Source organism: Lysobacter enzymogenes (assembly GCF_023617245.1).
Lineage (GTDB): Bacteria > Pseudomonadota > Gammaproteobacteria > Xanthomonadales > Xanthomonadaceae > Lysobacter > Lysobacter yananisis.
This window is the reverse complement of the sequence record NZ_CP067396.1, coordinates 341,713-365,620: the sequence shown is the minus strand read 5'-3', so window position 1 is coordinate 365,620 and position 23,908 is coordinate 341,713. Positions and strand designations below refer to the sequence as shown.

Sequence of the window (23,908 nt, the reverse complement as noted above, 5' to 3'; positions counted from 1 at the left end):
AAACGCGGCTACACTTCGCCCATGAAAATCGTCAGCTGGAACGTCAATTCCCTCAACGTGCGCCTGCCGCACCTGCAGCAGTGGCTGGCCGCGTTCGCCCCGGACGTCGTCGCGCTGCAGGAAACCAAGCTCGAGGACAGCCGCTTCCCCGACACCGCGCTGGCCGAAGCCGGCTACCGCAGCGTGTTCGCCGGGCAGAAGACCTACAACGGCGTGGCGATCCTCTCGCGCGAAGCCGCGCAGGACGTGCAGATCGGCATCCCCGGTTTCGAGGACGAACAAAAGCGCGTCATCGCCGCCACCGTCGGCGGACTGCGCATCATCGACCTGTACGTGGTCAACGGCCAGGACGTGGGCACCGACAAGTACGCCTACAAACTGCGCTGGCTCGATGCGGTGCATGCCTGGGTGCAGGACGAACTCAGCCGCCATCCCGACCTGATCGTGCTCGGCGATTTCAACATCGCCCCGGAAGCGCGCGACACCCACGACCCGGCGGTGTGGAACGACAGCCACATCCTCACCTCCACCGCCGAGCGCGACGCGCTGCAACGGCTGCTGTCGCTGGGCTTGCACGACGCGTTCCGGCTGTTCCCGCAAGAAGAAAACGCATTCTCGTGGTGGGACTACCGCCAGGCCGGCTTCCGCCGCAACCTCGGCCTGCGCATCGACCTGACCTTGGTGTCCGAATCGCTGCGCGCGCGCTGCGTCGCCGCCGGCATCGACCGCGAACCGCGCACCTGGGACCGGCCGAGCGACCACGCGCCGGCGTGGGTCGAACTGGCCTGAGCGGGCTTGTTCGAAACGGGCTTGTTCGACGCGAGCTTGTTCGAAGCGGGCCCGCCTGAAACGTAGCGCCGCGCAGCGGCCTATCGACTAGGCGATACCGCGACACCCAAAACGAAGGCCCGGCGGATGCCGGGCCTTCGTCGTTTCATGAACGCGGATCGCGAAGCGCCGCGCTCGCGGCCGACGCCCGGCTCAGCGCACGCGGCCGCGCCGGAACAGATTGACGATGCCGAGCAGCACGATCGCGCCGACCAGCGACAGCGCCAGACCGGCGATGTTGAACGCACCGCTGTTGATGGTGCCCGCGCCGATGCCGAGCACCCCGCCGAGCCAACCGCCGAGGAAGGCGCCGACGATGCCGACGATGATGTTGAGGAACACGCCTTGTTGGCCGTCGGTCCTCATGATCATGCTGGCGATCCAACCGATGATGCCGCCCACGATCAACCAAATGATGATGCCGAGCATTGCGTCTTCTCCTGAGAATGGCAGGCGATGCATGCGGCGCCGCGGCGTACCTGATCGTTTCGCGGACCGCCGTCCCTGAACGGGTATGGACGCAGTCTGCTGCGCCGTGCGTGATGGCAACGTCGAATTGCGCATCATCGCCATGTGAAGGAGCGCGCGAGCGTGAGGTTCGTGAACGGTGGTGCGGGCATGCGCACGGCCTACTTCTTCATCCGAAAGCCGGCGATGCGCGACCTTAGTCCCGATGGCCATCGCGAGACGGATCAAGACGGCAGCGGCCTCGACGGCGGCCAGCGACGAACTCCCTCACCACCGTTCCGGCGCAAGCCGGAATCCACAAGATCTCACCGTTGCTGTTGTTGTCGTTGCTGTTGTTTTTGTCGTTGCTGTTGCTGTTGCCGTTGCAGTTCGCTTTGACGCAACCTCAAGCAAAGCACACGTTCCGCAGCCCCGGAGGGCGTGCGCATGGATGCGCACGCGCGACATGGGGCAGGATGCCCCTTATGGCGCGGCCCCGCGCCCGTTTCGAGCCATAGTGGCTCTTGATCCGAAAAAACAAGGCCTTTTCTTTGGTTACTTTCTTTGTGGCTTAAGACAAAGAAAGTGACCCGGCCGCTTGCGGACGGAAGCTCTTGATGTTCGCTTGTCGTCACGCGTGCAAACACGCAAACGCAGACCCCACCGCGGCACGCCCCCTGTAGGAGCGGCGCAAGCCGCGACCGCGCCATCGCGCCTGCAGCGAAAGTTACGGCGTAGTTGCGTTGTCGCGGTCGCGGCTCGCGCCGCTCCTACAGTCGGATACGCAACCCTACGCCCGTCATTCCGGCGAAAGCCGGAACCCATGTTGACGTTGCTGCTGCTTTCGCCGTTATCGATGCGTCGCGCGACGACAAGCCACCATCAACAGCTTTCGTCCGCAAGCGGCCGAGCTACTTTCTTTTGTCAGCGCGACAAAAGAAAGTAGCGGCGGAGTCAATGTCCAAGTGCATCACCCTGCGCCCGCGGGTTTTTGAGTTCCTCATAGAGCACCTCGACGGGCGAGCGCCTGCCCAGGCTACGGCGGGGGCGGTTGTTCATTTCCCACGCCACCTCTTTGAGGCGCTGCGCAGAATGCACCGACAGATCGGTGCCCTTGGGAAAGTATTGCCGCAACAAGCCGTTGGTGTTTTCGCAGGTTCCGCGTTGCCACGGGCTATGGGGGTCGGCGAAGTAGATCGCTAAACCAGTGCGTTCGCTCAACTGCCGATGCGATGCCATTTCCTTGCCCTGGTCGTAGGTCAAGGTCTTCTTCAAACTTTCCGGCACGCCTTCGAACGCCGAGCTGAAGGCCTCCAGCACCGTGTGCGCGGTCGCGTCGGCGAGCTTGACCAGCTTGACGTACAAGGTGCGGCGGCAGACCAATACCCCAATCGCCGAGCGGTTGTGCGCGCCCACGATCAGGTCGCCCTCCCAATGCCCCGGCATCAGGCGCTCATGCGCGGCCGGCGGCCGCAGGCGGATGTTGGGCAGATCCGGCAGATGGCCGCGGGCGTCGCTTCCCTGGCGCGTGCGGCGGCCGGACTTGCGCCCCTGCCGCAGCAGACGGGTCACCTGGCGGCGCAATTCGCCGCGCGGCATCGCATAAATCGCGGTATAGATCGTTTCGTGCGACACGCGCAGCCAGGGCCGGTCCGGGTACAGATCCCGCAGTTTGTCGGCAATCTGTTGCGGCGACCAGCACCGTTCCAGCCAATAGCGCACGCGTCGCCACAGCACGGTGTCGCGTCGCAGCTTGCGGCGCACCCGCGCCCGTCGCCGCAGTCGCTGGGCCCGCCGGCCCGCCCGGGTCGCATCGTAGCCAGGGTCGAAACGAGGGCGTCCGCGCAGCGGCGGCCCCGAATGGGACCGAAACCCATTACGGCGCAACTCGCGAGCAATTGTGCTTTGCGCCCGACCCAACGTCTGGGCGATTTGCCGTCCGCTCGCCCCTTGGGCGATCAAGACCATGATGGCCCCGCGCTCTTCTGCGCTCAGATGCGAATACTGCTGACCCATTCACAGTGCCTCACTGAGGTGATGCACTTGAGGTTAGAGACCAGCAGCCAAAGAAAAACGCTTGTTTAAGGTCACAAGCCACTAGGTCCAGCACCTTTCGCGGGGATGCGCCGTAAGGGGCATCCATGCCCCTACGGCGCACGCGCGCATCCATGCGCGCGCCCTCCGGGTCTGCAGGGCAGCGCGTGAGTTCGGGGGCGAGCAAAATCAACAGCAACAGCAACAGCAACGGCAACGGCAACAACAGCAACGACAGCAGCGGCAGCGGCAGCGGCAGCGGCAGCGGCAGCGAAATCGATTCTGGCCCCTGTCCGGGCGATGGACAGGCCGATTCGATATGACCATCGCTGGCGCAGTCGCTGCTTGCCCGCCGCCACGCCCCTCGACCACGAAAAACAAAACGGGCCCGGCGCTGTAGCGACGGACCCGTTCGTTTGTCGGTACAGCGCAGCGCCCGCGGGCGCCGCGCTCATCCCGCGATCACCACACCACTTCGGCCATCGAGCAGTTCAAGCCCGAACCGATGCCCAGCAGCGCCACCCGGTTGCCCTTCTTCAGGCGCCCCATCTCGCGCAGCTTGCTCAGCACGATCGGCACCGAAGCCGGGCCGATGTTGCCGTGCTCGCCGAAGATGGTCATGACCTTGTTCGGGTCGATGCCGAAGGCCTTGAGGAAGGCCTGGGTGTGGGCGCGGCTGACCTGGTGGATGACGAATTCGTCGAGCTCCTCGACCGCCCAGCCCAGCGCGGCGCGCGCGGCGGTGAAGGTCTTCTGGCCGAGCTTGAGGCCTTCGATCATCAGCATGCGACCGTCGGCGACCATGCGGTCGTGGTGCAGGTCGCCCACGCACAGATGGTTCCACTCGGTCGCCGAACGGGTCACGCCGCCGCGGTAGCGCGGCGCGCCCGGGGCCAGTTCGGCGCGGGCCAGGACCATCGCCGCGGCGCCGGAACCCAGGGTCAGCGTCGCCATCTCGTCGCGCAGCTGCGCTTCGGTGACGTCGGCGCGCGAGAGCCGGTCGAGCGTCTTCTCGTAGGCCTTGTTGGCGGTCTCGCCGTCGACGACCAGGGCGTAGTCGATCTCGCCCCGCTCGATCATGCGGCCGGCGATGTCCATGCCGTTGATGAAGGCCAGGCAGGCGTTGGCGACGTCGAAGTTCTGGCAGTTCTCGCCCAGGCGCAGGTTGCCGGCGACGATGGAGGCGGTGGACGGCTCCAGGTAGTCGCGGCTGACCGAGGTGTTGACCAGCAGGCCGATGCGGTCGGCGTCGACGCCGGCGTCGGCCAGCGCCTTGACCCCGGCCAGGGTGGCCGCTTCCGAGGGCTTGACCTCGCCGTCCCACAGGCGGCGCTCGCGCACGCCGGCGATGTTCTGCAGCACGTCCACCTTGATGCCGAGGCGATCCAGCGTCGGCTTGAGCCGGGCGTTGATTTCCTCGGTGGTCAGCTTTCGCGGCGCGTCGACATGGGCGAGGCCGGCGATGGCTACGTGTTGGAACAGCATGGGCGCGAACCCTTGGCAGGCAGAAAAGTGCGACAGGTTAGCGCCTTCGCGCCCCCTGTGCACCAGCGAAAGTCACGCTTCGGCCTCGACCTGAACCCTGCCGAACGCGAATTTCCCGTTATTTTTCAGCCGCTTATGCCGATTTTTGCACCGCAAAAAACCCGTACGCCGGCGTTTGGATTTGCGTTCAACCGCCGACGGGATAGGTCTGGGCGCCGCCCGAGGCGGGGTTTTGCGCGGCCGGGGCCGCCGCCGGGACCGCGCCGGCGCCGCAGCGGTAGGCGGCGAAGCGCTGCGCGCCCTCGGCCGGGGCGGCCAGCGCCTGAATGGTGTCGGCCTGCAGGCTTGGGGCCTCGTTGCGCGCCAGGGTTTCCAGTTCCTCGCGCACGCGCAGTTCGTTGCGCTCGTAGAAGGCGACGTTGTGCTTCACCGCGACCTGCACCTCGCCGCGCTTCTCGCACGAGGGCGCCGCGCCGGGGGAGATCACCCGCACGCTCTGCGCGCCCGGGGCCATGTCGACCCAGGTGCAGGCGGAAACGCTGAGGGCCAGGAGCAGGATTGCCGGTGCGCGCATGCGGGAGCCTCGTTGGGTGCGGTGAGCCGGGCGGCATTGTCGCCGGAATCGGCTGAGTACGATAGGAACGGCGCGCGCGCGGCGGCAAGCCCGGCGTCGCGGCGCGCACGCCTGCGGCGGCGCGACGCCATCCGCATGCGCCGCAACGAAAACGGGCCGCCTGCTCGCGCAGGCGGCCCGCCGTCCGGCCCGCGGCCGCCGCGCTCAGCGCACCGGCTTGCCGTCGTTGTCGATCACCTTGACCTCGCCTAGGCCCAGCGCGCGCACCGGCTGCTCGATCTTGGACAGGTCGCCGACCACCACCCAGGTCAGCGCGGCCGGGTCCAGGGTCTTGGCCGCGGCCTGCGCCAGCGCCGGGGTCATCGCGTCGTTGCGCGCCTTGTACTGCAGGATGTAGTCGGCCGGGCGGCCGTAGCGCAGGTCGGCGCCGATCTGGTCGAGCACCGCGTCGTTGGTCTCGTACGCGCCCGGCAGGCTCAGGGTGTTGGCGGCGCGGACCTTGGCGACCTCGGCGTCGAGGATCGGCCGCTTGCCGTCGCTGAAGGCCTCGATCTCGCGCTTGAGCTCGGCCAGCGACTCGGCGGTCTTGTCCGACTGCACCGCCGCGCGGGCGATCCACGGACGCTGGCCCAGCGCGCTGCCCGAGCCGCTGTAGGCGCCGTAGGCCCAGTGCTTATCCTCGCGCAGGTTCATGTTGAGGCGCGAGCTGAACTCGCCGCCGAGCACGCCGTTGGCGAAGTCGAAGTCGATCGCGTCCTTGTCGCCGGTCGGCGCGGTCAGTTCGCCGACATAGACATTGGACTGGATCGCGCCGGGCTGGTCGACCAGGAACACCCGCGGCGCCTTCGGTCGCGGCACCGTCGCCAGGGCCGGCGCGGCCGGGGCGTCGGCGGCGCCCTTCCAGTCGCCGAAGCGCCGCTCCAGCAGCGGCACGATCTGCGCCAGGGTGGTGTCGCCGACCACGATCACGCGCGCGCGCTGCGGCTGCAGCCAATCGCCGTGGAAGCGCAGCAGGTCCTCGCGCTGGATCGAGGCGATCGAGGCCTCGGTGCCCGAACCGGTGAACGGGATCGCATAGGCGTGGCCCGCGCCGTACAGCAGCGGCGGCAGCACCCGCAGCGCCGCGGTCTGCGGGCGCGCCTTCTCCTGCTTGATCCCGGCCAGCCACTGCGCGCGCACGCGCTCGATCTCGCCGGCCTCGAAGCGCGGGCGGCGGACCACGTCGGCGAGCAGGTCCAGCGAGGGTTCGAGCTTGTCGCTCAGCGCCGACAGCGCGACGCTGGCCGAATCCAGCGCGGCGCCGCTGCTGAGTTCGGCGCCGAGGGTTTCCTTGCGCGCCGACAGCTGCAGCGCGCCGTAGTCGCCGGCGCCCTCGTCGAGCATCGCCATGGCGAAGCTGGCGGTGCCGGTCTTGCGGCCGAGGTCGGCGCTGAAGCCGCCGGGGAACTCCATCTGCACCTGCACCACCGGGGTTTCGTGGCGCTCGACCAGCACCACTTCGATGCCGTTGGCGAGCTTCGCGCTCTGGCGCTGCGGGAACTTCAGCGCCGGGAACGTCTGGGTCTGCGGCACGCCCTGGCTGCGGTCGACATCGGACTTCACCGTCTTGAAGCGCGGATCCGGCGCCGGCAGCGCGGCCGGACGGCTGGCCGGCGCGGCGCGCGCGGTCTCCGGCAACGCCGACGCCGGGGTGTCGCCGGGCACCACCACGATGGTGTGCGAACCCACGCCCAGCCACTTGCGGCCCGCGGCCTGCACGCTGGCGACGCTGGCCTTGTCGAGCGCGGCGAGGTCGTCGCGGTAGCAACCGGGCTTGCCGGCGAACACCGCGCAACGCGCGAGCACGTCGGACTTGCCGCCGAAGCCGCCGATGCGCTCGACGCCGCGCACGAATTCGGCGCGGCTGGCGGTCTTGGCCCGCTCGAGTTCTTCCGCGCTGGGGCCCTGCGCGATCAGGCGCTGGATCTCTTCGTCGATGGCCGCGCGCACCTTGGCCGGCTCCACGCCCTGCTTGACGTTGGCCACCACCACCAGGGTGCCAGCGATCTCGGCGGCGTTGTAGGACACGCTGGCGCTGTCGGCGATGCGGTCGCGGTGGACCAGGCGCTCGTCCAGGCGCGAAGCGGCGCTGCCGCCGAGCACCTGCGCGAACAGCTCCAGGTCGGTGCCGTCGGCGGCGCCGAATTCGGCGACCGGCCACGCACGGTAGACGCGCGCCTGCGGCACGCGGTCGGGGATGTTCTCCTCGGTGTCGCGCGCGCGCTTGGGGATGCGCGCGGGCAGGTCCTTGAGCGTGGCGGTGGCGGGGATGTCGCCGAAATAGCGCAGCGCCTTTTGCTTGGCGGTGGCCGCGTCGATGTCGCCGGCCAGCACCAGCACCGCGTTGTTGGGGCCGTACCAGCTGCGGAACCAGGTCTTGACGTCGTCGAGCGAGGCCGCGTCGAGGTCGGCCATCGAGCCGATGGTCTGCCAGCTGTAGGGATGGTCGGCCGGGAACAGCGCCTCGTACAGGCGCGCGCTGATGCGGCGGCCGTAGGGCTGGTTCTCGCCCTGGCGCTTCTCGTTCTGGACCACGCCGCGCTGCTCGTCCAGGGTCTTCTGGTCGATCGCGCCGAGCAGGTGGCCCATGCGGTCGGATTCCATCCACAGCGCCATGTCCAGCGCGGTGGTCGGCACGTTCTGGAAGTAGTTGGTGCGGTCCAGGTTGGTGGTGCCGTTCTGGTCGGTGGCGCCGACCAGTTCGAACGGGCCGAAGAATTCGTCGCGGTGGTTCTCCGAGCCCTGGAACATCAGGTGCTCGAACAGGTGGGCGAAGCCGGTGCGGCCGGGCTGCTCGTTCTTGCTGCCGACGTGGTACCAGACGTTGACCGCGACGATCGGCGCCTTGCGGTCGGTGTGCACGATCACCCGCAGGCCGTTGGGCAGGGTGAACTCGTCGTACGCGATGTTGACCGCCGCGGCGGGCCGGGCCGGCGCGGCCTCGACCGCCAGCGCCGCGGCGGGCGCGGCCAGCGCGGCGGTCAGGGCCAGTGCGAGCGCGGCGGCGCGCGGGAAGGACGAGGCGGGATGGGACATGACGGCTCCGGTCGTGAAAGGACGGCCGCGGACGGCCCGGCGGCCATCTTAGGCCGGCCGCGGCGCGCGCGGCACGGGCCGGCGGTCACGAGGGGGTGGCGGCGCGCTTCTGCGTTGCGCCGCCGCGCATAATGCGCGGATGTTCAACGTCATCCTGTTCCAGCCGGAGATTCCGCCCAACACCGGCAACGTCATCCGCCTGTGCGCGAACACCGGCGCGGCCCTGCACCTGATCGCGCCGCTGGGCTTCACCCTGGAAGACAAGCAGCTCAAGCGCGCCGGGCTGGACTACCACGAATACGCCAGCCTGCAGGTCCACGACGGCCTGGATGCGGCGCTGGCGGCGATCGCCGCCGCGCAGGGCGCGCCGCCGCGGCTGTTCGCGCTGAGCACGCGCGGGCGCGAGCGCTTCGACGCGCCGCGCTACGCCGCCGGCGACGCCTTCCTGTTCGGCCCGGAAACCCGCGGCCTGCCGCAGGACGTGCTCGACGCGGTGCCGCAGGCGCAGCGCCTGCGCCTGCCGATGCGCCCGGACAATCGCAGCCTGAACCTGTCCAATTCGGTCGCGGTGGTGGTGTTCGAGGCCTGGCGGCAGTTCGGCTTCGCTGGCGGCGAATAGCCGCGCCGCCGCGGGCGCGGCGCGCGCGGCTGCGGGGCGGGAAAACGCTCGCCGATAAAAAGAGCCCTCTCCTTTCGCCGGAGTCGAGGAGAGGGCAAGTATCGCTACGGGGAAGGGAGAGAGCGCGACCCGAGCGTTACGACGGCGCCGCGCGCCCGCGCAGGGCCAGGTGCAGACCCAGCGCGCTGGACAATCCGACCGCGCAGAACACCGCCCACGGCAACCACGGCCGCTGCGTCGCCGCGGCCACGTCCATCAGCCAGCCGCCGGCGATGTTGCCCAGGCCGCCGCCGACCGCCAGGCTCAGCGAACTCACGCCGAGGAAGGTGCCGAGCGCGCGCGCATCGGCCAGGCCGGCGATCAGGGTCTGCTGGGTCGGTCGCGTCATCACCGCGCCGAGCGCGTAGCCGGCGACGCAGGCGAGCAGTCCGGCATACGAGCCGGCGAAGGCGATGGCGCCGGTGGACAGCGCCATCAGCGCCACGCCGAGCACCAACACCTGCGCCGCGCTGAGCCGCCGCTCCAGCCAGCGCACCAGCCCGTACTGCAAGGCCACGGTGATGCCGGCGCTGAGCGCGAACATCGCGCCGACGCCGTCGGCGCTGCCGGCCAGTTTCTGCGCCAGCAAGGGAAAGCTGATGTTGATCTGCACCGCCAGGAACCAATACAGCATCAACCACCCGACCAGGGTCGCGAACGCGCGGTTGGCGCGCACCAGCCCGAGGCCGTGGCGCAGCGGCGGCGGTTGCGGCGGCATCTCGAACTTCGGCAGCAAGCGCAGGGCGATGACGAAGTTCAACGCGAAGCACGCCGCCGCGGCCAGGCAGACGATGCGGAAATCGAAGCGCAGCAACGCCACCCCGAGCAGCGGGCCGAGCGTGGTCGCCACTCCGCTGACCCAGTTGCTGATCGCGTAGTACCGCGGCCGCGACTGCGCGTCGGTCAGCGCGGCGATGCTGGCCTGGTACGGCGCTTCGAACATCGCCCCGCCCAGCGCCGACAGCGCCATCGCCAACAGCAGCAGCGGCAGGTCGACGGCGAAGGCCAGGCTGGCGAAGCCGGCCGCGCGCAGCAGCACGCCCAGGCAGATCATGCGCCGCGCGCCGTAGCGGTCCGACAGCATGCCGCCGAGCAGCGCGAGCCCTTGCTGCAGCAACTGCCGCACCGCCAGCGCCAGGCCGACCGCGGCCGCCGCCATGCCCACGCCGTCGACGTAATGCACCGCCACCAGCGGCATCAGCATGGCGAAGCCGGCCACCATGAAGAAGGTGTAGACCAGCAGGCCGTTGAGCGCGCGCTTGCGCGCGGCTTCGTCCAGGACCGGGCCCGCGGCGACGGACGCGGCGGGCGTGGCGGCGGCGTTCATGCCCGCGCTCAGGCGGCTTCGCGCGCGCCGAGGCCGTCGGCGCGGTAGAGGTGGATCGGGGTCGGATCGGCGCTGAACTGCGAGAACGGGAACGGTTCGGCCGACACCGCCGACACGCCGTGGCCGAGAAAGCGCGGCACGATCGCGCTGCCGGTCTGCGCGTACACCACCAGACCGGTGCCGCGTTCGCGCGCGACCTCGACGATGCGGTCGAACGAGCCGTTGCTCAGGGTCATGCCGGTGGCGATGACCATGTCGGCCTGCGCCAGCACCAGTTCCATGTCGGCGACGACTTCGGTGCCGTCCGCGGTGTGCTTCAGGTTGAAATCGCACGGCAGGCAGACGCCGCCGCGCGCGCGGATCGCCTCGACCAGCGGATTGACCACGCCGATCAGGCCCACCCGCATGCCCGGGCGGATGTCGAGCAATCCGGCGATCGCCGCGTCGCGCGCCTTGGCCCGCTCCAGCGGCGTGCCGTGCGGCAGCAGTTGCGCCCGCGCCTGCGCCTGTTCGCGGTGCGGATAGGCCAGGGCGAGATAGGCATCGAGCGCGGCGATGCGCACCGGCGTGCGCGGATCGCGCAGCAGCTCGGCCAGGCTGCGGCCGGACAGTTCTTCGGCGATGGCCGAGTCGAGCTGGTCGCGCTCCAGGCAGCAGCCGCCGAACGCGGACTCGGCGCGCAGCACCAGATAGTAGTTGCGGTACTTGGTGTCGGTGCCGGGGAACTGGGTGCTTTGGCGGACCCAGAACGCGCCGACCGCGTGCAGCGCGGCGGGATCGGGGCCGTGGGCGCCGCGCAGGACGGCTTCGATGAGGTCGGCGACGGTGGTCGGGGCGGGTGTGCGCATGTCGGGCTCGGTGGGTGGGCGAAAAGTCGCTGCGTCGCGAGTCAGGTCGCGAGTCAGGTCGCGAATCAGGCCGCGGGCGCGACCGCTTCGTCGGCGTAGCGCAGGGTCAGGCCGGCGACGGCGCGCTCGGCGTGGGCGCGCGCGTGCGGACCGTCCGGGTCGGTGGCGACGACGTGGCCCAGGTAGCAGGCGTTGTCGATCGGCGCGGACACGTCGGTGCCGGCCACCGCGGCGAGGCTGTAACGCGCCACGCGCGGATCGGCGTCGAGCGCGGCGGCGCCGTCGAGCGCGAGCGCGCGGCCGGCGCGCGGCGGCACCAGGAACCGGATCGCCGCGCTGGCCACGCCGGTGTCGCGCCGGCGCAGGTCCGGCTCGCGGCCCAGCGCCAGTTCGATCTGCGCATCGAGCAGATCGATGCCGGTGACCCGCTGGATCAGTTCGGCGATGTAGTTGCCGCCCGGACGCGGATTGATCTCGACGATGCGCGGCCCCTTCGAGGTCAGCTTGACCTCGGTGTGGCTCAGGCCGTGGTCGTGGCCGACCGCGGCCAGCGCGCCGCGCACCAGCGCCTCGACCTCCTGCGCCAGCGACGGCTCCAGCCGCGCCGGGAACATGTGGCCGTCTTCGATGAAGTACGGAAAGCCGGTGACGCTCTTGTCGGTGATGCCGATCACCGTGGTCTCGCCGCAGTAGGTGCAGGCCTCGACGCTGACTTCCTCGCCGTCCATGTACTCCTCCAGCAACAGCAGCGGCACCCGCTCCTGCTCGCGGAAGTTGCGCGGGAACGCGGCCAGCGCGTCGAACGACCCGCGCAACTGCGCCTCGTCGCGCACCAGCTTGACGAACGCGCTGGAGGCCAGGTCGGTGGGCTTGACGATCAACGGATAGCCGATGCGTTCGGCGTCGCGCCGCACCGCCTCCCACTCGCCGGCGACGGCGAACTTCGGATTCGGCAGGAACGCGCGCTCGATCGCCTCGCGCACCAGGTCCTTGCGCCGCTCCATCACCACGTTGTCGGAGAACGCCTGCGGCAGGTTCAGCGCCTGCGCCACTTCGGCCACGGTGCCGATGTAGTAGTCGCAGATGGTCACCACGCCGTCGAACTCCAGCGTCTCGTGCTGGGCGCGCAGGAACTCGACCAGCGCCGGCACGTCGTTGGTGTCGAAGCTCAACACGTTGTCGGCGTGCTCGATCACCGGGTGGATCTCGCGCGAACGCGGGTCCTGGTAGTGGCCGCGGTTGCGGGTGACGAAGGTGTAGCGGTGGCCGAGCCGGGCGATCGCCGGCGGGAAGATCCGGCCGGTGCCGCCGACCCAGCTTTCGATCATCAACAGATGCGCCATGGCGCGAAGCTCCGTGGAAGGGGATTCAGTGCGCGGCTGCGGGCTGCGCCGCGGTCGCGGGAAGGGGATGGACGTTCGGCTCGAACGCGGCGCGGTTCCAGCGCATCGCCGACCACGGCAGCCGCAGCTGATCCAAACGCTGCACCGGCGTGGGCTGCAGCCCGTCCAGCGCCAGCGCGTCCGGGTAATGGGCGAACACGCCCTCGACATAGCGATGGCCGGTGTCGGCGGCGAGGAACACCACGTTGCGCCCGGGGTTCAGCAGAGCCTCGCGCCGCGCCACCAGGTAGCAGCAGCCGCTGGACAGCCCGGCGAACAGCGCGTGTTCGCGCAGCAGCGCGACCGCGCCGGACAGGCCGTAGTCGAACGAGACCCAATGCACCTGGTCGTACAGCGCGTGGCGCACGTTGCGGAACGGGATCGAACTGCCGATCCCGGCGATGATGATGCCGGGGTCTTCGATGTGCTCGCAGCCGAAGGTCATGCTGCCGAAAGGCTGCACGCCGATCAGTTCGGTATCGCCGGCATGTTCGCGCAGGGCGCAGGCCAGCCCGCCGGTGGAACAACCCGAGCCGACGCCGCCGACCAGGGTCAGCGGCGCGCCGCGCACGCCCGCGGCGATCAGCTCGGCCACCGGCTCGTAGCCGCAGTAATGGATGTCGTCGTGGTACTGCTGCATCCAGTGCAGGTCCGGATCGGCCGCCATCAACTCGCGGATGCGCGCCACCCGCAGGCTCTGGTCGAGCTTGAGCGTGGCTTGCGGCTCGACCTGCTCGACGATGGCGCCGAGGATGCGCAACTGCACCATCAGCGTCTTGTCCACCGTCTTGGAACCGACGATGCGGCACTTGAGCCCGAACTTGTGGCAGGCCAGCGCCAGCGCATACGCGTAGATGCCGCTGGAGCTGTCCATCAGCGTCGCGCCGGGACGGATCCGCCCGCTGGCGAGCAAGCGCTCGACCGCGACCAGGGTCGAATACACCTTCATCGTCTCGAACCGCGCCACGTACAGGTTCGGCGCCAGCCGCACCAGATCCGGCGCCTTGATCGCATCGCTGATGTGGGCGTGCACGGGGGTCGCGTTCATGGCCCGGTCTCGATCAGGCGGCAGGACCGGCCGAGCCCGGCGAAGAACGCCGAGACCTCGCCCAGTTGCGCGCTGTCGGGGCGCTGCGCGAACAGATAGCCGAGCAGGCTGCCGGTGTGCGCGATCACCAGGCCGTCGGCGCGCAGTTCGCGGCGATGGCGCAGCAGGATGTCCAGGTGCGCCTTCGGCGTCACCCATTGCGCCAGCTGCGCGCTGCGGGTGGCGACTTCGCACACCGCGACGGCGTCGCCGCGCTCGAACGCCTCCAGCGCGAGGTCGAGGTGGCTGCGATAGGAAGAACGGTGCCGCCGGTAGTGGCGCAGCAGCGGCTCGGCCAGCTTCTCGGTTTCCACCGTGCCGCCCTCGTCGATGTAGCACGCGTGCAGCCGCGGCGCGTGGGCGAACTCGCGCAGCACCCGTTGGCGGCCGCTGAGGTAGAGCGCGTAGCGGTCCAGGAACACGCTGTCGGAGCGCTCGATCGGCCGCAACAGCGCGGTCAGTTGCTCGTGCGTGGTGCGCAGGCCGAACACCCGGTCCAGGCAACGCACGGTCGCGACCAGGTCGGCGGTCGAACTCGCCATGCCCTTTCCGGTCGGCAGTTCGCTGTCGTGGCTGAAGCGCCCGGGCGGCAGCGAGACCGCATGCAGCTGCAGATACGCCTCGATCGCGCGCCGGCACTTGTCCTTGCCGGCGAGGTCGCGCTCGATCCCGCCGTCCTCGCCGGGCAGAAAATGCATCCAGCTGTAGCGCCGCACCGGCAGCGAGATCAGGCCGATGTGCAGCTCGCCTTCGTGCTCGCACGGCCCCTGCCACAACTCGCCCAGGGTGCCATGGCACACGCCGCTGCAGGCCGCGCGCAACGCCGCCTGCGGCGCCTGCACGGCCGCCGCGCTCGCCGGCTCCAGCGCCGGCCTGTCCCTCGATTCGGTCCGTTGCAACATGCGCATCTCCCCAGCGCGAAGGTCAACCGTCGAAATCCACCGTCAGCTGGGCCAAGTAGCGGCGCCCGTCGGTGAGGCCGAAACTGTTGTTGCCGTAGATGTTCCAGGTGAAGGTGTCGCCGACGTTGGCCACCAGCAGGCGCAGGCTCGCCGGCGCGTCGCCGAGGCGGAAGCGGTAGCGCGCGCCCAGGTCGACCAGCGCATAGGCCGGCACCCGGTTGCGGCCGTCGCGCGAGGCCACGCGTTCGCCGTAGCGACTCATCGAAGCGTCGAACGACCAGCCCGGCAGCCACGGCGGCCGGTACTCGATGTCCGTACGCAACATCTGTTCGGTCTGGCCGATGGGGCGGTCGCCGACCCGGCCCAGCCGCACCGCCTCGCCGCTCACGCGCGGCTGCATCAGCACCGCGCCGGCGACCAGGTTCCAGTGGTCGGCGGGCTTGCCGCTCAGGCTCAGCTCGACGCCGCGATGGCGCACTTCGGCCAGCGGCGCGAACACGTTGTTTTCGTCGGTGGCGAAGTACGGTTTGCGCACGTCGAACGCGCCGGCCACCAGCTTCATGTCCTCGCCGAGCTTCCAGCGCAGCCCGGCGTCGCTCTGGCGGGTGCGGATCGCCGGCAGCGCCTGGTTGCGGTTGGCCGCGTCGTCCGGGGCGATGCCGCTTTCCTCCAGGCCGCGGGTATGTCCGGCGTACACCGCCAGGCGCGGACTCAGCTGCAGCGACACGCTGGCGCTGGGCAGCCACGGATCGTCGCGGCTCAGCGCCGGCGCCAGTCCCGGCTGAACGATGCGCTTGCGGTAGCGGCTGCGCTGGATGCCGAGGTTCCACTCGCCGACGTCGCGCCAGCGGCCTTCGTAGGCCAGGCCCGCGGTCCACTGTTCGACATGGTCGTGGGTGCGCTCGCCGAACTCGAACGCGTCCGGACGCGGCTGCGGACGCGGCTCGCCGAGCGGCCGCCAGCCGTAGTCGATCGCCGGCGCCGAGCCGCCGTACTCGTTGTCGACGCCGCGGCCGCGCACCGCCGCATGCAGCACGTGCAGCCGCGGGCCTTCGCGGAAGCTGCGGCTCAACCGCAGTTCGCCGCTGGTGGAGGCGTAGCGCTGGCGCGGATCGGCGACCACGCGCTCACGGGTCAGCCCTTCGCGGGTCGTGTCGGCGAACAGCTCGGCGAAGCCCTGCGGCTGGTCGTTGATCGAACGCACCACGCCGCCGGCGAAGGCCCAGTCCGCGCCGATGCGCGCCTTGGCCAGCACGCCGAAATTGCGGCTGTCGTATTCGTTGTCGCTCCAGCTCTGGCCGAAATGGCGGCGGCGCTCGATCTTCGGCGGCCGATAAGGACCGGCGGTCAGGATGGTCGGCGCCACTTCCTCGTCGCGGCCGCGCGAGATGCTCCAGAACGGCAGGATCTCGACGTTCTCGCTCGGCCGCCAGCGCGGCACCAAGCCCGCACGCACGTAACGCGCGTCGGCGCCGTCGTAATACTCCTCGCGCGAGATCGCCAGGTTCGCGGCGATGCCGAAGCGGCCCTCGGCCAGCGGCAGCCGCGCATCCAGTTCCAGCGCCGGCGCGCCGTAGGCGTTGAGCGCGGCCAGCACGCTGAGCACGCGCTCGTCGCCGGCCTTCTTCAGGCGATAGTCGACGATGCCGGTCGGTGCCGGGAACGGATAGTTCAGCGCCGACGGGCCGACCCGGATCGTCGAGCCTTCCACCAGCGCCGGCGGCACCGTGCCCTGGCGATCGAAGTAGATGCCGTCCATGCGCACGTTGCCGGCGTCCACCGGCGAGAAGCCGCGCACCTGCTTGGCGCTGTACAGGCCGATGCTCTCGTTGCCGAGGGTCGCGCCGAACGCGTCCTCGGCCGCGGTCACCGCGTTGTCGCCGGCGCGCTGGGCCTGGACGGCACCCGCGCACGCCGCGAGCGCGGCGCCCACGGTCCACAACCATGGCGTCGGGATCCGTGTCTGCATGGTCACAGCTCCGCCGGCCACTGGCGCAGGCGCCGCAGCGCCCAGGCGCTCAGCGCGGCGGCCAACAGCGTCAGCCACAGCGCGGTCGGCAGCGCGCCGGCCACCCGCGACCACGCCGGCGCGTCGTGCCAGGCGTACGCCGGAATCGCGTCGAATTCGAGGAAGTTCATCCGCCCGTAGCTGTCCGCGCGCGGCTTCGGCGTCGGCGCGGAGATCTGGCGCTGGATGCGCGGATAGAACCATTCGCGCAACTGCCGCTGGTAGCCCGCCGCCTGCCGCTCGAAACGGCGATGGCGCTGCGCGTCGGTGCCGGCCAACTGCGCCAGCGCCTGTTCCATGCCCAGCGGCGGCGCCAGATAACCGGCCCACTGCGACAGCCGCTCGCGCGCGCTGCGCGCGCTTTCCTGACGGTCGCGCAGCGGCTGCAGCCGCCGTTCCAGCTCCGGCGCGAGGAAGGTCATGCGCGTCGCGTAATCGAGGCTACCGAGCTTGTCGAGTGAGCCAGCCAGATCGCCGCGTGCGCGGAAGTCGCGCGCCAGCAGCGCGTCGCGTTCGCCGGCGATGGCGTCGTTGGCGCGGCGTTGCGCGTCGACGTAGGCGATCGGCGCCGGCGCATCGCCCAGCCGCGCCGCCGCGCCGCTGCCGAGCAGCGGCAGGCCGATCGCCAGCACCGCCCAGACCGCGCTCATCAGGCTGATCGCGCCGGCGGCGCCGGGCCACGCGGACACCACGACGAAACCCAGCGCGGCCCAGAACCCCAGGTAGGCCACCACCAGTGCCGCCGACGCGATCAATTCGGGAACGGCCGCAGCGAGATCGGCGCCGGCCGAGAATAAGGACACCGCCACGCCCAGCAACACCGCCGGCGCCAGCCAGGCGAAGATCGCGGCGATGCGCGCGCCCAGCCACGCGCGCGGGCCGACCCGTTGCGCCGCGATCAAGCGCAACATGCCGTGGTCGCGCTCGAAGGTCGCGAGCAGGCCGATCAGCACGATCACCGCCACCGGCAGCAGGTACACCAGCACATAGCCCAGATCGAAGCGGCCCAGGCCGAGCGCGCGCGGATTTTCGAAGTCGTAGGCCGGCTCCACCCCGAACGGCGTTTCCAGCTTCACCGGCAGGCGCGTGGGCATCAGGTCGCTGCCGCCGACCGCCAGCGGCGACAACGGCAGGTTGGGCTTGTAGGCGTGGGCGCGCAGGAAGTAGCGGCTGAAGCCGGCGACGTCGGTCGGGTCCTGCCAGTACGGCACCGGTTCGTCGGCCGGCTCGGCGTAGCGGCGCGCGCGTTCGAGGATCTGCTGGGTCCAGGCCAGGTCGGCGGCGCGGCTGCGCTGGATCGCGCGGTCCTGTTCGCGATGCAGCGCCGCGCCGCTGTGCGCGCCCCACAGCATCGCCGCGAACAACAGGCCCAGCACCGCCCACAGCAGGCGGCTGCGGCCGACGTGACCCAACTCCCAGCGCAGCAGTTCGGCGAAGCCGGCGGTGCGCGCGGCCGGCAGGTCGAGCGCGCCGAGGTGTCCGGTCTGCGCGCTCATGGCCGCAACCTACGCGCGGCCAGCGCCAGCAGGCCCGCGGCCAGCGCCGCCCAGCCGAACAGGCCGGCCAGCGCCGGCGCGGCGTTGCGCCAGTTCGCCGCCAGCGCCGGTTGAGGCGCCTGGAACTGCGGCACCTGCGCCCACAGCGACTCGTCGTTGGTGTGGCGCGGCTGCGCGCCGTTGAGCGGATGCGCCATCACGTCCTCGTTCATGCGGTTGACCAGCGCGCGCCGGTATTGCTCGGCGGCGTCGATGAAGCGGCGGTGGTGGCCGAAGTCGCTGCCGGCCAGCATCGGCGACAGGCTCTGCATCGCCGCCGCCGGGCTCAGCCAGCTCCACGCGGCGAACGCGCGGTCCTGCGCGGCGACGCGGTCGTAGAAACCGCCGAGCACGCGATCGAACACCTGATGCGAATGGCGCTCGCTCAAGTCCAGTTCGGCGCCGCGCGCGTCCACCCGCATGTCGCCCACGTCCTTGGCGCCGTATTGCGCGAGCAGCGCCTGACGATGCTTCTTCGCCTCTTCGGCGGTCCAGAACGACGGCGCTTCGTCTTGCAGTTGCTGCTTGACCTGTTGGCTCGACGGCAGCGGATGCGCCGCTTCCACCGCGCTGCTGGCCCAGCGCGGCAGCGCCAGCGCCAGCGCGATCCACAAGCCGAACAACAGCGCCAGCGCCCCGCGCACGCTGCGCGCCAGCAGCGACACCGACACGCCCAGCGCGGTCAGCACGCCCAGGTACAACGCCATCGCCGCCGCCCACAGCGCCAAGCGCAACGCCAGGTCCGCGTTCAACGCGCCGAGCGCGGCGCTGGCGACGGCCGAAGCCGCGACCACCGGCGCCAGCAACGCCAGCATCAGCGCCGACCAGATCGCTAGCGCCTTGGCCGCGACGATCGCGCGCGGCCGCAGCGCCGCGCCCAGCGCCAGGCGCAGGGTGCCGCGCTCGCGATCCATCGCCACCGCGGTGAACGCGAGCAGGAACGCGACCAGCGGCGCGAACGCGATCAACAGGCTGGCCGGGCTGGCCAGGCCGGCGCGCTGCAGCGGCGAGGCGTCGCCCTGCGGCCGGTACAGCATGTCGTTCTGCACGTGCGCTTCCAGCCACACGGTCTGGCCGACGAAGGGTTCGGCGCCGGGGTCCAGCGCCGCCAGCGCCGGAGTCGGCTTGAACGCGAAGATGCTGTAGTGCGCGGCCGAGTGCGGGTCCTTCTCGCCCTGCCCCAACCAGCGCGCGCGCTCGGCGCGCGCGGCCTCGTTCTTGGCGGCGTTGCCCGCGGCGACGCCGGCCAGATCGAACGCGAACGCCAGCAGCACCAGCGCGGCCAGCGCCAGCAGCGCCCACCACGCGCGCCGGTCGCGGCGCAGCAGGGTCCATTCGTAGCCGGTCAGCGATGCGCTCATGCGGCGGCCGCTCCCGCCGGGTCCGCGGCCTCGAGTTCCTGCAGGTACAGCGCTTCGATCTGCGACGCCGACAGTTCGCTGGTGCGGCGCTCGGTCAACAACCGGCCCGCGCGCAGGATGCCGAGGCGATGGGCGACGTCCTTGACCCGGTACAGATCGTGCGTGGCCATCAGCACCGCGACGCCGCGGCGCGAGGCCGCGCGCACGCCGTGCGAGAGATCGTTGGCGGCGCTGGCGTCCAGGCCCGAGGTCGGTTCGTCGAGCAACAGCAACTGCGCGTCCTTGGCCAAGGCGATGGCGAGGCCGACCTTTTGCCGCATGCCTTTGGAGAAGCCGCCGGCGCGGCGCGCATGCGCTTCCTCCTGCAGGCCGGCCTGGCGCAGCAGTTCGCGCGCCTGGTTCGCATCGATGCGGCGGCCGCCGAGCAAGGCGAAGTAGGTCAGGTTCTCGATCGCATCGAGCTGCGGATGCAGCATCACCGTTTCCGGCAGGTAGGCGATCTTGGCGCGCGCGCCGAGGCGGTCGCGGGCCACATCGATGCCGGCGACCTCGATGCGGCCGGCATCCGGATCCAGGAAGCCCAGGATCAGGTTCAAGGTCGTGGTCTTGCCGGCGCCGTTGGGGCCGAGCAAGGCGTACACCTCGCCCGGCGCGATCTTCAGCGACAACGCCTGCAGCGCATGGCGTTCGCCGAAGTCCTTGCGCACGCCGTCCAGTCGCAGCGCGTCCGCGCCGTCGTTCGTCGAATTCATAGGTTCACCCTCAAGGTCAGCTCGACGCTGCGCGGCGCGCCGAGCACGAACTGGTCGGCGGCCCCGCCGATCCAGTCGGCGTACAGCGCGTCGCCGAGGTTGCGGCCGTACAGCGCGATCTCGCCGAACGGCAGCCGGTAGGCGACGCTGGCGTCCCATACCGTGCTGCCGGCGACGCGCAGGCGGTTGGCGTTGTCGGCGTACCACGGGCCGACATAGCGGGCGTCGGCGCCGACGGTCAGCGGCAGCGCGTCGAAGCGATAGCTCGCGTGGAGCTGGGCCAGGCGTTCGGGCACGTTCGGCGGCACGTTGCCGGCGCGGTCGGCGCCGCCGGCTTCGCGCAGTTTGTCGAAGCGCGCGTCGAGCGCGGCGACGCTGGCGTCGACGCGCAACGCGCGGGTCAGCGACGCCGCCGCGCTCAGTTCGACGCCGCGCGAAGACTGCGTCCCGCCCTGCACCGACAGGTTCGCGTTGTTCGGATCGCGGGTGACGATATCGTCCTGCTCGATCCAGTACGCGCTCGCGCCCAGATCGACGCGGCCGTCCCACACGCTGCTCTTGATCCCGGCCTCGGCCGAGCGGCCCTGGGTCAGTTCGAAGCGCGAGTTGGCCAGCGACAACAGCGGCAAGCTGCCGACCGGCGCCACCGAGGTGCTGTACTGCGCGTACAGTTGGGTCTTGGGCGCGAGGTCGTAGACCGTACCGACCCGCCACGACAACGGTTCGTAGTTGCGCTCGAAGCGCGAGCGCGCGCCGGTGTTGCGATCGACGATGCGCCGTTCCAGCTCGATCCGGTCGTAGCGCAATCCCGCCAGCAGCAGCCAGCGCTCGCTGAGGTTCAGCGCATCCTCGGCGAACACCGAGTACACCCGGGTGCTCGAATCGAAATCGACGCGATTGCCGGCGCCGGGAAAGTTGGCCGCGGTGTCGGCGAAGCCGGCCGATCCGCGCCGCGGCGCGAACGGATCCACCGCCGTGGTCGTACCGAACCGGCGCATGACCGCGAAGTGGCCGTCGCTGACCTCGGCGCCGATCGCGGCACGGTTGCGGCGGCCGCCCCAATCGCCGTCCAGCGACAGGGTCGCGCGCTCGACCCAGAAGCGGTGATCGTGCTCGATCCGGGTGGTGCCGCGGTCGAGCAGGCGAGTGCGCGGGTTGAACGCATAGGTTTCCGAGTTCCACCAGCGGCGCTTGGCGTCGTAGTAGCTGAACTCGTTGGAGAAACGCAGGCCCTCGCCGATCTGCCAGCCCACCCGGGTGCGCAGCCAGTCGCCGCGCGAGTCCTGCAGGCCGTTGTCGACGTTGTAGTTGCGCCGGCGCAGCGAACGGTCCAGCACGCGGCCGTCGGCGCTGCGCACCAGCGACGCCGGATCGCGCGCCAACGACGCCGGAACCAGCGGCGTGCCCCAGTAGGCGGTGTCGTAGTCGTCTTCGAAATGGTCGAGCGCGACATCGACCTCGACCGCATCGCTGGGCCGCCAGCGCGCGGCCACGGTCGCCGAGGTCGCCTCGCTCGCGGTGCCGTCGACGTAACCGTCGCTGCGCCGGTGGCTGGCGATCGCGCGCAGCGCCAGGCGTTCGCCGACCGGCTCGTTGAAATCCACCGCATAGCGCTGGCCGCCGAAGCTGCCGATCCCGACCAGGCCCGAGAACGCGCGGCCGTCGAAGTCGGGACGCTTAGGCACCAGGTTGATCGCGCCGGCCAGCGCGCCCTCGCCGTACAGCACCGAGGCCGGGCCCTTGAGCACTTCGATGCGCTCGAAGCTCCAGCTATCGAAATCGCGGGTCACCAGCGGCGCCGCGCTCTGACGCACGCCGTCGTACAGCAGCGCGATCGCGCCGCCGCTGAAGCCGCGCATCGAGGCCATGCCGGGCGAAGACGGCAGCTGCCCGGCGAGCACGCCCGGCGCGGCGTTGAGCGCCTCGACGCTGCCGCGCAGGCCGCGCGCCTGGATCTGTTCCTGGGTCAGGGTTTCGACCGTCGCCGGGGTTTCGCGCGCGCTCAGGCCCAGGCGCGAGGCGGTCGGCGCCGGCCGGTCCCAGGGCGCGGCGGCGGCGCTCTCGACGGTGACCTTGTCGAGCAGCTTGGGGGTGGCGCCGCCGGCGGAAGCGTCGGCCGGCGCGATCGGATCGATCGCGTCCTGATCGGGCGCGGCCCGCGCCGCGCCGGTCTGGGCCAGCGCGGCCGGCAGCGCGAACGCCGCCAGCGCCGCGCCGGCGATCCAACGCGTCGCGCCCAGGCGCGCCGCCACGGGCCCGCCGCTCCCGCGTCGTTGCGTTTCGATACCCGCCGCCGCTGCCGCGCGGCCTCCCCGCCTGCCTGTACTCACTGCGACCCCTGCTACGCTCAAAGTGTGAAATGAAACGATATATCATTTCATTATCGACACAAGGTAAGCGCGGCGAACCGGGCCGTCAATACGGGTTGAAGAGATTCCGTCCGGAATTTGTGCGCGCCGCCGCTGCCGGGCGCGAATGAGGCGGCGCGAATGAGGCGGCGTGATCGAGGCGGTGCGGACCGAACCGCGCCGCACCGCAGCTGGCCGCCGCTCAGCCCAGGCGGATGAAATCGCAGGCCGCGGTCTTGCGCGCGCGCTGGGCGACCTCGAAGCCGTTGGCCGAGCCTTTGTGGTCGGTGTTGCCCTCGATGCTGAGGAAGCTCTCGGCATTGCCGTCGAAGGCGAATCCGGTGTGGACCCAGTCGCTGGCGCTCTTGCGTACCAGGAACACCCCGCACGCCCCGAGCGCGGCGAAGCCCGGGCTGCCGCCGGCGACCGTGCGCCCGGCGAGGAAGCGCCCGGCCGCCTTGGCCTGCGCGGCCAGTTCGTCGCAGCCGAAGCTGCCGGCGATGGGCATCGCCCGCTGCGCGTGCTCGGCCGCCTGGCGCAGCACCGTGCTGACGAAGCCGGCGCACCACAACATCGAGTCGCCTTCGCTGCCCTTCATGTACAGCCGCACCCACGGCCCGCGATTGGCGCCGCCGATCTCGATCGGATGGACCGACAGATGCTGTTCGGCGAACCAGCGCACCAGCTGCGGATACGGCTTGTTGGCCGGCGCGGCGGCGGCGAGCACCCGCGCCATCGGTTCGGTCAAGGCCGCCCACACCGCCGGCCCGACTTCGCCGGCATAGGCGATGCGCTTGCGCGCGGCGAACCCCTGCAGCGCGCGCTCGGTGCCCGGGCCGAACTTGCCGTCGACCGGGGTGCCGTTGCCGTGGAAGCCCAGCCATTCCTGCACCCGCTTCACCGCCGCGCCGCTGGCGCCTTGGCGCAAGGCGCCTGGGAAGTCGAGTTCGCGGCGAACGAACGATTGATCCTGCAGCGGCATGGTCCTGCTCCTTGAGGCCGACGCGTCCATGAGGGCAGCCGCGCGGCGTGCGTCGCGGCCGGTGCGCGCAGCGCAGGCCGCGCGACGTTGAAGCCAACGCTGCCGCGGCGGCGCGACGGTCACGCCAGGGCGATGCACGAACGCAACGTCGCGGCGGCCGATCAAGCGGCAAAATCGCGTTTCCGCGAACGGTTGAACAACCTTCTGCGCAGACCCCTCATCTGCCGGCGCTCTTGTGGGAGGGACTTCAGTCCCGACGCTCTTGTCCCAGACCG

The 23,908-nt window shown here is 70.6% G+C and carries 19 protein-coding genes and 1 pseudogene; 4 read left to right on the top strand and 16 right to left on the bottom strand.

What is annotated here, in order from left to right:
- The first annotated feature begins 21 nt into the window (after positions 1-21).
- Positions 22-789, top strand: a complete 768-nt coding sequence (gene xth, locus JHW41_RS01485) for an exodeoxyribonuclease III (protein ID WP_057949484.1) — start codon at positions 22-24, stop codon at positions 787-789.
- Between the two features lie 192 nt (positions 790-981).
- Here xth and JHW41_RS01480 read toward each other — a convergent pair whose 3' ends face one another.
- The gene (locus tag JHW41_RS01480; protein ID WP_057949485.1) at positions 982-1,257 is read right to left on the bottom strand and encodes a GlsB/YeaQ/YmgE family stress response membrane protein; all 276 of its coding nucleotides are present in this window, start codon (positions 1,255-1,257) and stop codon (positions 982-984) included.
- Between the two features lie 244 nt (positions 1,258-1,501).
- Between JHW41_RS01480 and JHW41_RS01475 the strand changes: the two genes are divergently transcribed.
- Positions 1,502-1,864: a hypothetical protein gene (locus JHW41_RS01475; RefSeq protein ID WP_250448778.1), complete on the top strand. Its 363-nt coding sequence runs from the start codon at positions 1,502-1,504 to the stop codon at positions 1,862-1,864.
- 365 nt (positions 1,865-2,229) lie between these two features.
- Here the strand turns inward: JHW41_RS01475 and JHW41_RS01470 are convergent, their stop codons facing one another.
- Positions 2,230-3,291 (bottom strand): IS30 family transposase, encoded by a 1,062-nt coding sequence (locus tag JHW41_RS01470; RefSeq protein WP_057945874.1) that lies wholly within the window; start codon positions 3,289-3,291, stop codon positions 2,230-2,232.
- Between the two features lie 152 nt (positions 3,292-3,443).
- Here JHW41_RS01470 and JHW41_RS01465 point away from each other — a divergent pair, with 152 nt between their 5' ends.
- A complete protein-coding gene (locus JHW41_RS01465; protein ID WP_250448777.1) occupies positions 3,444-3,632 on the top strand; it encodes a hypothetical protein in 189 nt (62 codons plus the stop codon).
- Between the two features lie 139 nt (positions 3,633-3,771).
- Here the strand turns inward: JHW41_RS01465 and JHW41_RS01460 are convergent, their stop codons facing one another.
- The 3 genes and pseudogenes from JHW41_RS01460 to JHW41_RS01450 all read right to left on the bottom strand — a co-directional run bounded on the left by JHW41_RS01460 (position 3,772) and on the right by JHW41_RS01450 (position 8,443).
- A complete protein-coding gene (locus JHW41_RS01460; RefSeq protein ID WP_057949486.1) occupies positions 3,772-4,794 on the bottom strand; it encodes a 3-oxoacyl-ACP synthase III in 1,023 nt (340 codons plus the stop codon).
- 271 nt (positions 4,795-5,065) lie between these two features.
- Positions 5,066-5,368 (bottom strand): annotated as a pseudogene (locus tag JHW41_RS01455) (DUF4156 domain-containing protein); the annotation flags it as partial.
- 204 nt (positions 5,369-5,572) lie between these two features.
- Positions 5,573-8,443, bottom strand: a complete 2,871-nt coding sequence (locus JHW41_RS01450; protein WP_250448776.1) for a M16 family metallopeptidase — start codon at positions 8,441-8,443, stop codon at positions 5,573-5,575.
- Positions 8,444-8,582: 139 nt separating this feature from the next.
- On the opposite strand from JHW41_RS01450, the gene JHW41_RS01445 reads away from it, so the two are divergent.
- Complete coding sequence (locus JHW41_RS01445) at positions 8,583-9,062, top strand: tRNA (cytidine(34)-2'-O)-methyltransferase (protein WP_057949488.1); 480 nt, start codon at positions 8,583-8,585, stop codon at positions 9,060-9,062.
- A gap of 136 nt (positions 9,063-9,198) precedes the next feature.
- Here the strand turns inward: JHW41_RS01445 and JHW41_RS01440 are convergent, their stop codons facing one another.
- From JHW41_RS01440 to JHW41_RS01390, 11 genes are all read right to left on the bottom strand, one after another.
- Positions 9,199-10,428 carry an MFS transporter gene (locus JHW41_RS01440; RefSeq protein ID WP_250448775.1) on the bottom strand — a complete coding sequence of 410 codons (1,230 nt, stop codon included), beginning with the start codon at positions 10,426-10,428 and terminating at the stop codon, positions 9,199-9,201.
- Positions 10,429-10,436: 8 nt separating this feature from the next.
- Entirely contained in the window at positions 10,437-11,276 is an 840-nt protein-coding gene (locus JHW41_RS01435) for a Rossmann-like domain-containing protein (protein ID WP_250448774.1), read from the bottom strand.
- Positions 11,277-11,341: 65 nt separating this feature from the next.
- Entirely contained in the window at positions 11,342-12,619 is a 1,278-nt protein-coding gene (locus JHW41_RS01430; protein ID WP_250448773.1) for an ATP-grasp domain-containing protein, read from the bottom strand.
- Positions 12,620-12,644: 25 nt separating this feature from the next.
- Positions 12,645-13,706 (bottom strand): pyridoxal-phosphate dependent enzyme, encoded by a 1,062-nt coding sequence (locus JHW41_RS01425; RefSeq protein WP_250448772.1) that lies wholly within the window; start codon positions 13,704-13,706, stop codon positions 12,645-12,647.
- Positions 13,703-14,647, bottom strand: a complete 945-nt coding sequence (locus JHW41_RS01420; RefSeq protein WP_250448771.1) for a hypothetical protein — start codon at positions 14,645-14,647, stop codon at positions 13,703-13,705. The genes JHW41_RS01425 and JHW41_RS01420 overlap by 4 nt, the downstream gene beginning before the upstream one ends.
- A 22-nt stretch (positions 14,648-14,669) precedes the next feature.
- Complete coding sequence (locus tag JHW41_RS01415) at positions 14,670-16,616, bottom strand: TonB-dependent receptor domain-containing protein (protein ID WP_250448770.1); 1,947 nt, start codon at positions 16,614-16,616, stop codon at positions 14,670-14,672.
- Between the two features lie 2 nt (positions 16,617-16,618).
- Positions 16,619-18,151 (bottom strand): DUF3526 domain-containing protein, encoded by a 1,533-nt coding sequence (locus JHW41_RS01410; RefSeq protein ID WP_250448769.1) that lies wholly within the window; start codon positions 18,149-18,151, stop codon positions 16,619-16,621.
- Positions 18,148-19,551: an ABC transporter permease subunit gene (locus JHW41_RS01405; protein ID WP_250448768.1), complete on the bottom strand. Its 1,404-nt coding sequence runs from the start codon at positions 19,549-19,551 to the stop codon at positions 18,148-18,150. Before JHW41_RS01405 ends, JHW41_RS01410 begins: the two co-directional genes overlap by 4 nt.
- Positions 19,548-20,303 (bottom strand): ABC transporter ATP-binding protein, encoded by a 756-nt coding sequence (locus JHW41_RS01400; RefSeq protein ID WP_250448767.1) that lies wholly within the window; start codon positions 20,301-20,303, stop codon positions 19,548-19,550. Before JHW41_RS01400 ends, JHW41_RS01405 begins: the two co-directional genes overlap by 4 nt.
- The gene (locus JHW41_RS01395; protein ID WP_250448766.1) at positions 20,300-22,555 is read right to left on the bottom strand and encodes a TonB-dependent receptor; all 2,256 of its coding nucleotides are present in this window, start codon (positions 22,553-22,555) and stop codon (positions 20,300-20,302) included. Before JHW41_RS01395 ends, JHW41_RS01400 begins: the two co-directional genes overlap by 4 nt.
- A 298-nt stretch (positions 22,556-22,853) precedes the next feature.
- A complete protein-coding gene (locus JHW41_RS01390) occupies positions 22,854-23,633 on the bottom strand; it encodes a peptidoglycan-binding domain-containing protein (RefSeq protein ID WP_250448765.1) in 780 nt (259 codons plus the stop codon).
- Positions 23,634-23,908: the final 275 nt, after the last annotated feature.

Coding starts and splice junctions, on each gene's coding strand:
- xth (WP_057949484.1), top strand. CDS start 22: ATGAAAATCGTCAGCTGGAACGTCAATTCCCTCAACGTGCGCCTGCCG.
- JHW41_RS01480 (WP_057949485.1), bottom strand. CDS start 1,257: ATGCTCGGCATCATCATTTGGTTGATCGTGGGCGGCATCATCGGTTGG.
- JHW41_RS01475 (WP_250448778.1), top strand. CDS start 1,502: ATGGCCATCGCGAGACGGATCAAGACGGCAGCGGCCTCGACGGCGGCC.
- JHW41_RS01470 (WP_057945874.1), bottom strand. CDS start 3,291: ATGGGTCAGCAGTATTCGCATCTGAGCGCAGAAGAGCGCGGGGCCATC.
- JHW41_RS01465 (WP_250448777.1), top strand. CDS start 3,444: ATGCGCGCGCCCTCCGGGTCTGCAGGGCAGCGCGTGAGTTCGGGGGCG.
- JHW41_RS01460 (WP_057949486.1), bottom strand. CDS start 4,794: ATGCTGTTCCAACACGTAGCCATCGCCGGCCTCGCCCATGTCGACGCG.
- JHW41_RS01450 (WP_250448776.1), bottom strand. CDS start 8,443: ATGTCCCATCCCGCCTCGTCCTTCCCGCGCGCCGCCGCGCTCGCACTG.
- JHW41_RS01445 (WP_057949488.1), top strand. CDS start 8,583: ATGTTCAACGTCATCCTGTTCCAGCCGGAGATTCCGCCCAACACCGGC.
- JHW41_RS01440 (WP_250448775.1), bottom strand. CDS start 10,428: ATGAACGCCGCCGCCACGCCCGCCGCGTCCGTCGCCGCGGGCCCGGTC.
- JHW41_RS01435 (WP_250448774.1), bottom strand. CDS start 11,276: ATGCGCACACCCGCCCCGACCACCGTCGCCGACCTCATCGAAGCCGTC.
- JHW41_RS01430 (WP_250448773.1), bottom strand. CDS start 12,619: ATGGCGCATCTGTTGATGATCGAAAGCTGGGTCGGCGGCACCGGCCGG.
- JHW41_RS01425 (WP_250448772.1), bottom strand. CDS start 13,706: ATGAACGCGACCCCCGTGCACGCCCACATCAGCGATGCGATCAAGGCG.
- JHW41_RS01420 (WP_250448771.1), bottom strand. CDS start 14,647: ATGTTGCAACGGACCGAATCGAGGGACAGGCCGGCGCTGGAGCCGGCG.
- JHW41_RS01415 (WP_250448770.1), bottom strand. CDS start 16,616: ATGCAGACACGGATCCCGACGCCATGGTTGTGGACCGTGGGCGCCGCG.
- JHW41_RS01410 (WP_250448769.1), bottom strand. CDS start 18,151: ATGAGCGCGCAGACCGGACACCTCGGCGCGCTCGACCTGCCGGCCGCG.
- JHW41_RS01405 (WP_250448768.1), bottom strand. CDS start 19,551: ATGAGCGCATCGCTGACCGGCTACGAATGGACCCTGCTGCGCCGCGAC.
- JHW41_RS01400 (WP_250448767.1), bottom strand. CDS start 20,303: ATGAATTCGACGAACGACGGCGCGGACGCGCTGCGACTGGACGGCGTG.
- JHW41_RS01390 (WP_250448765.1), bottom strand. CDS start 23,633: ATGCCGCTGCAGGATCAATCGTTCGTTCGCCGCGAACTCGACTTCCCA.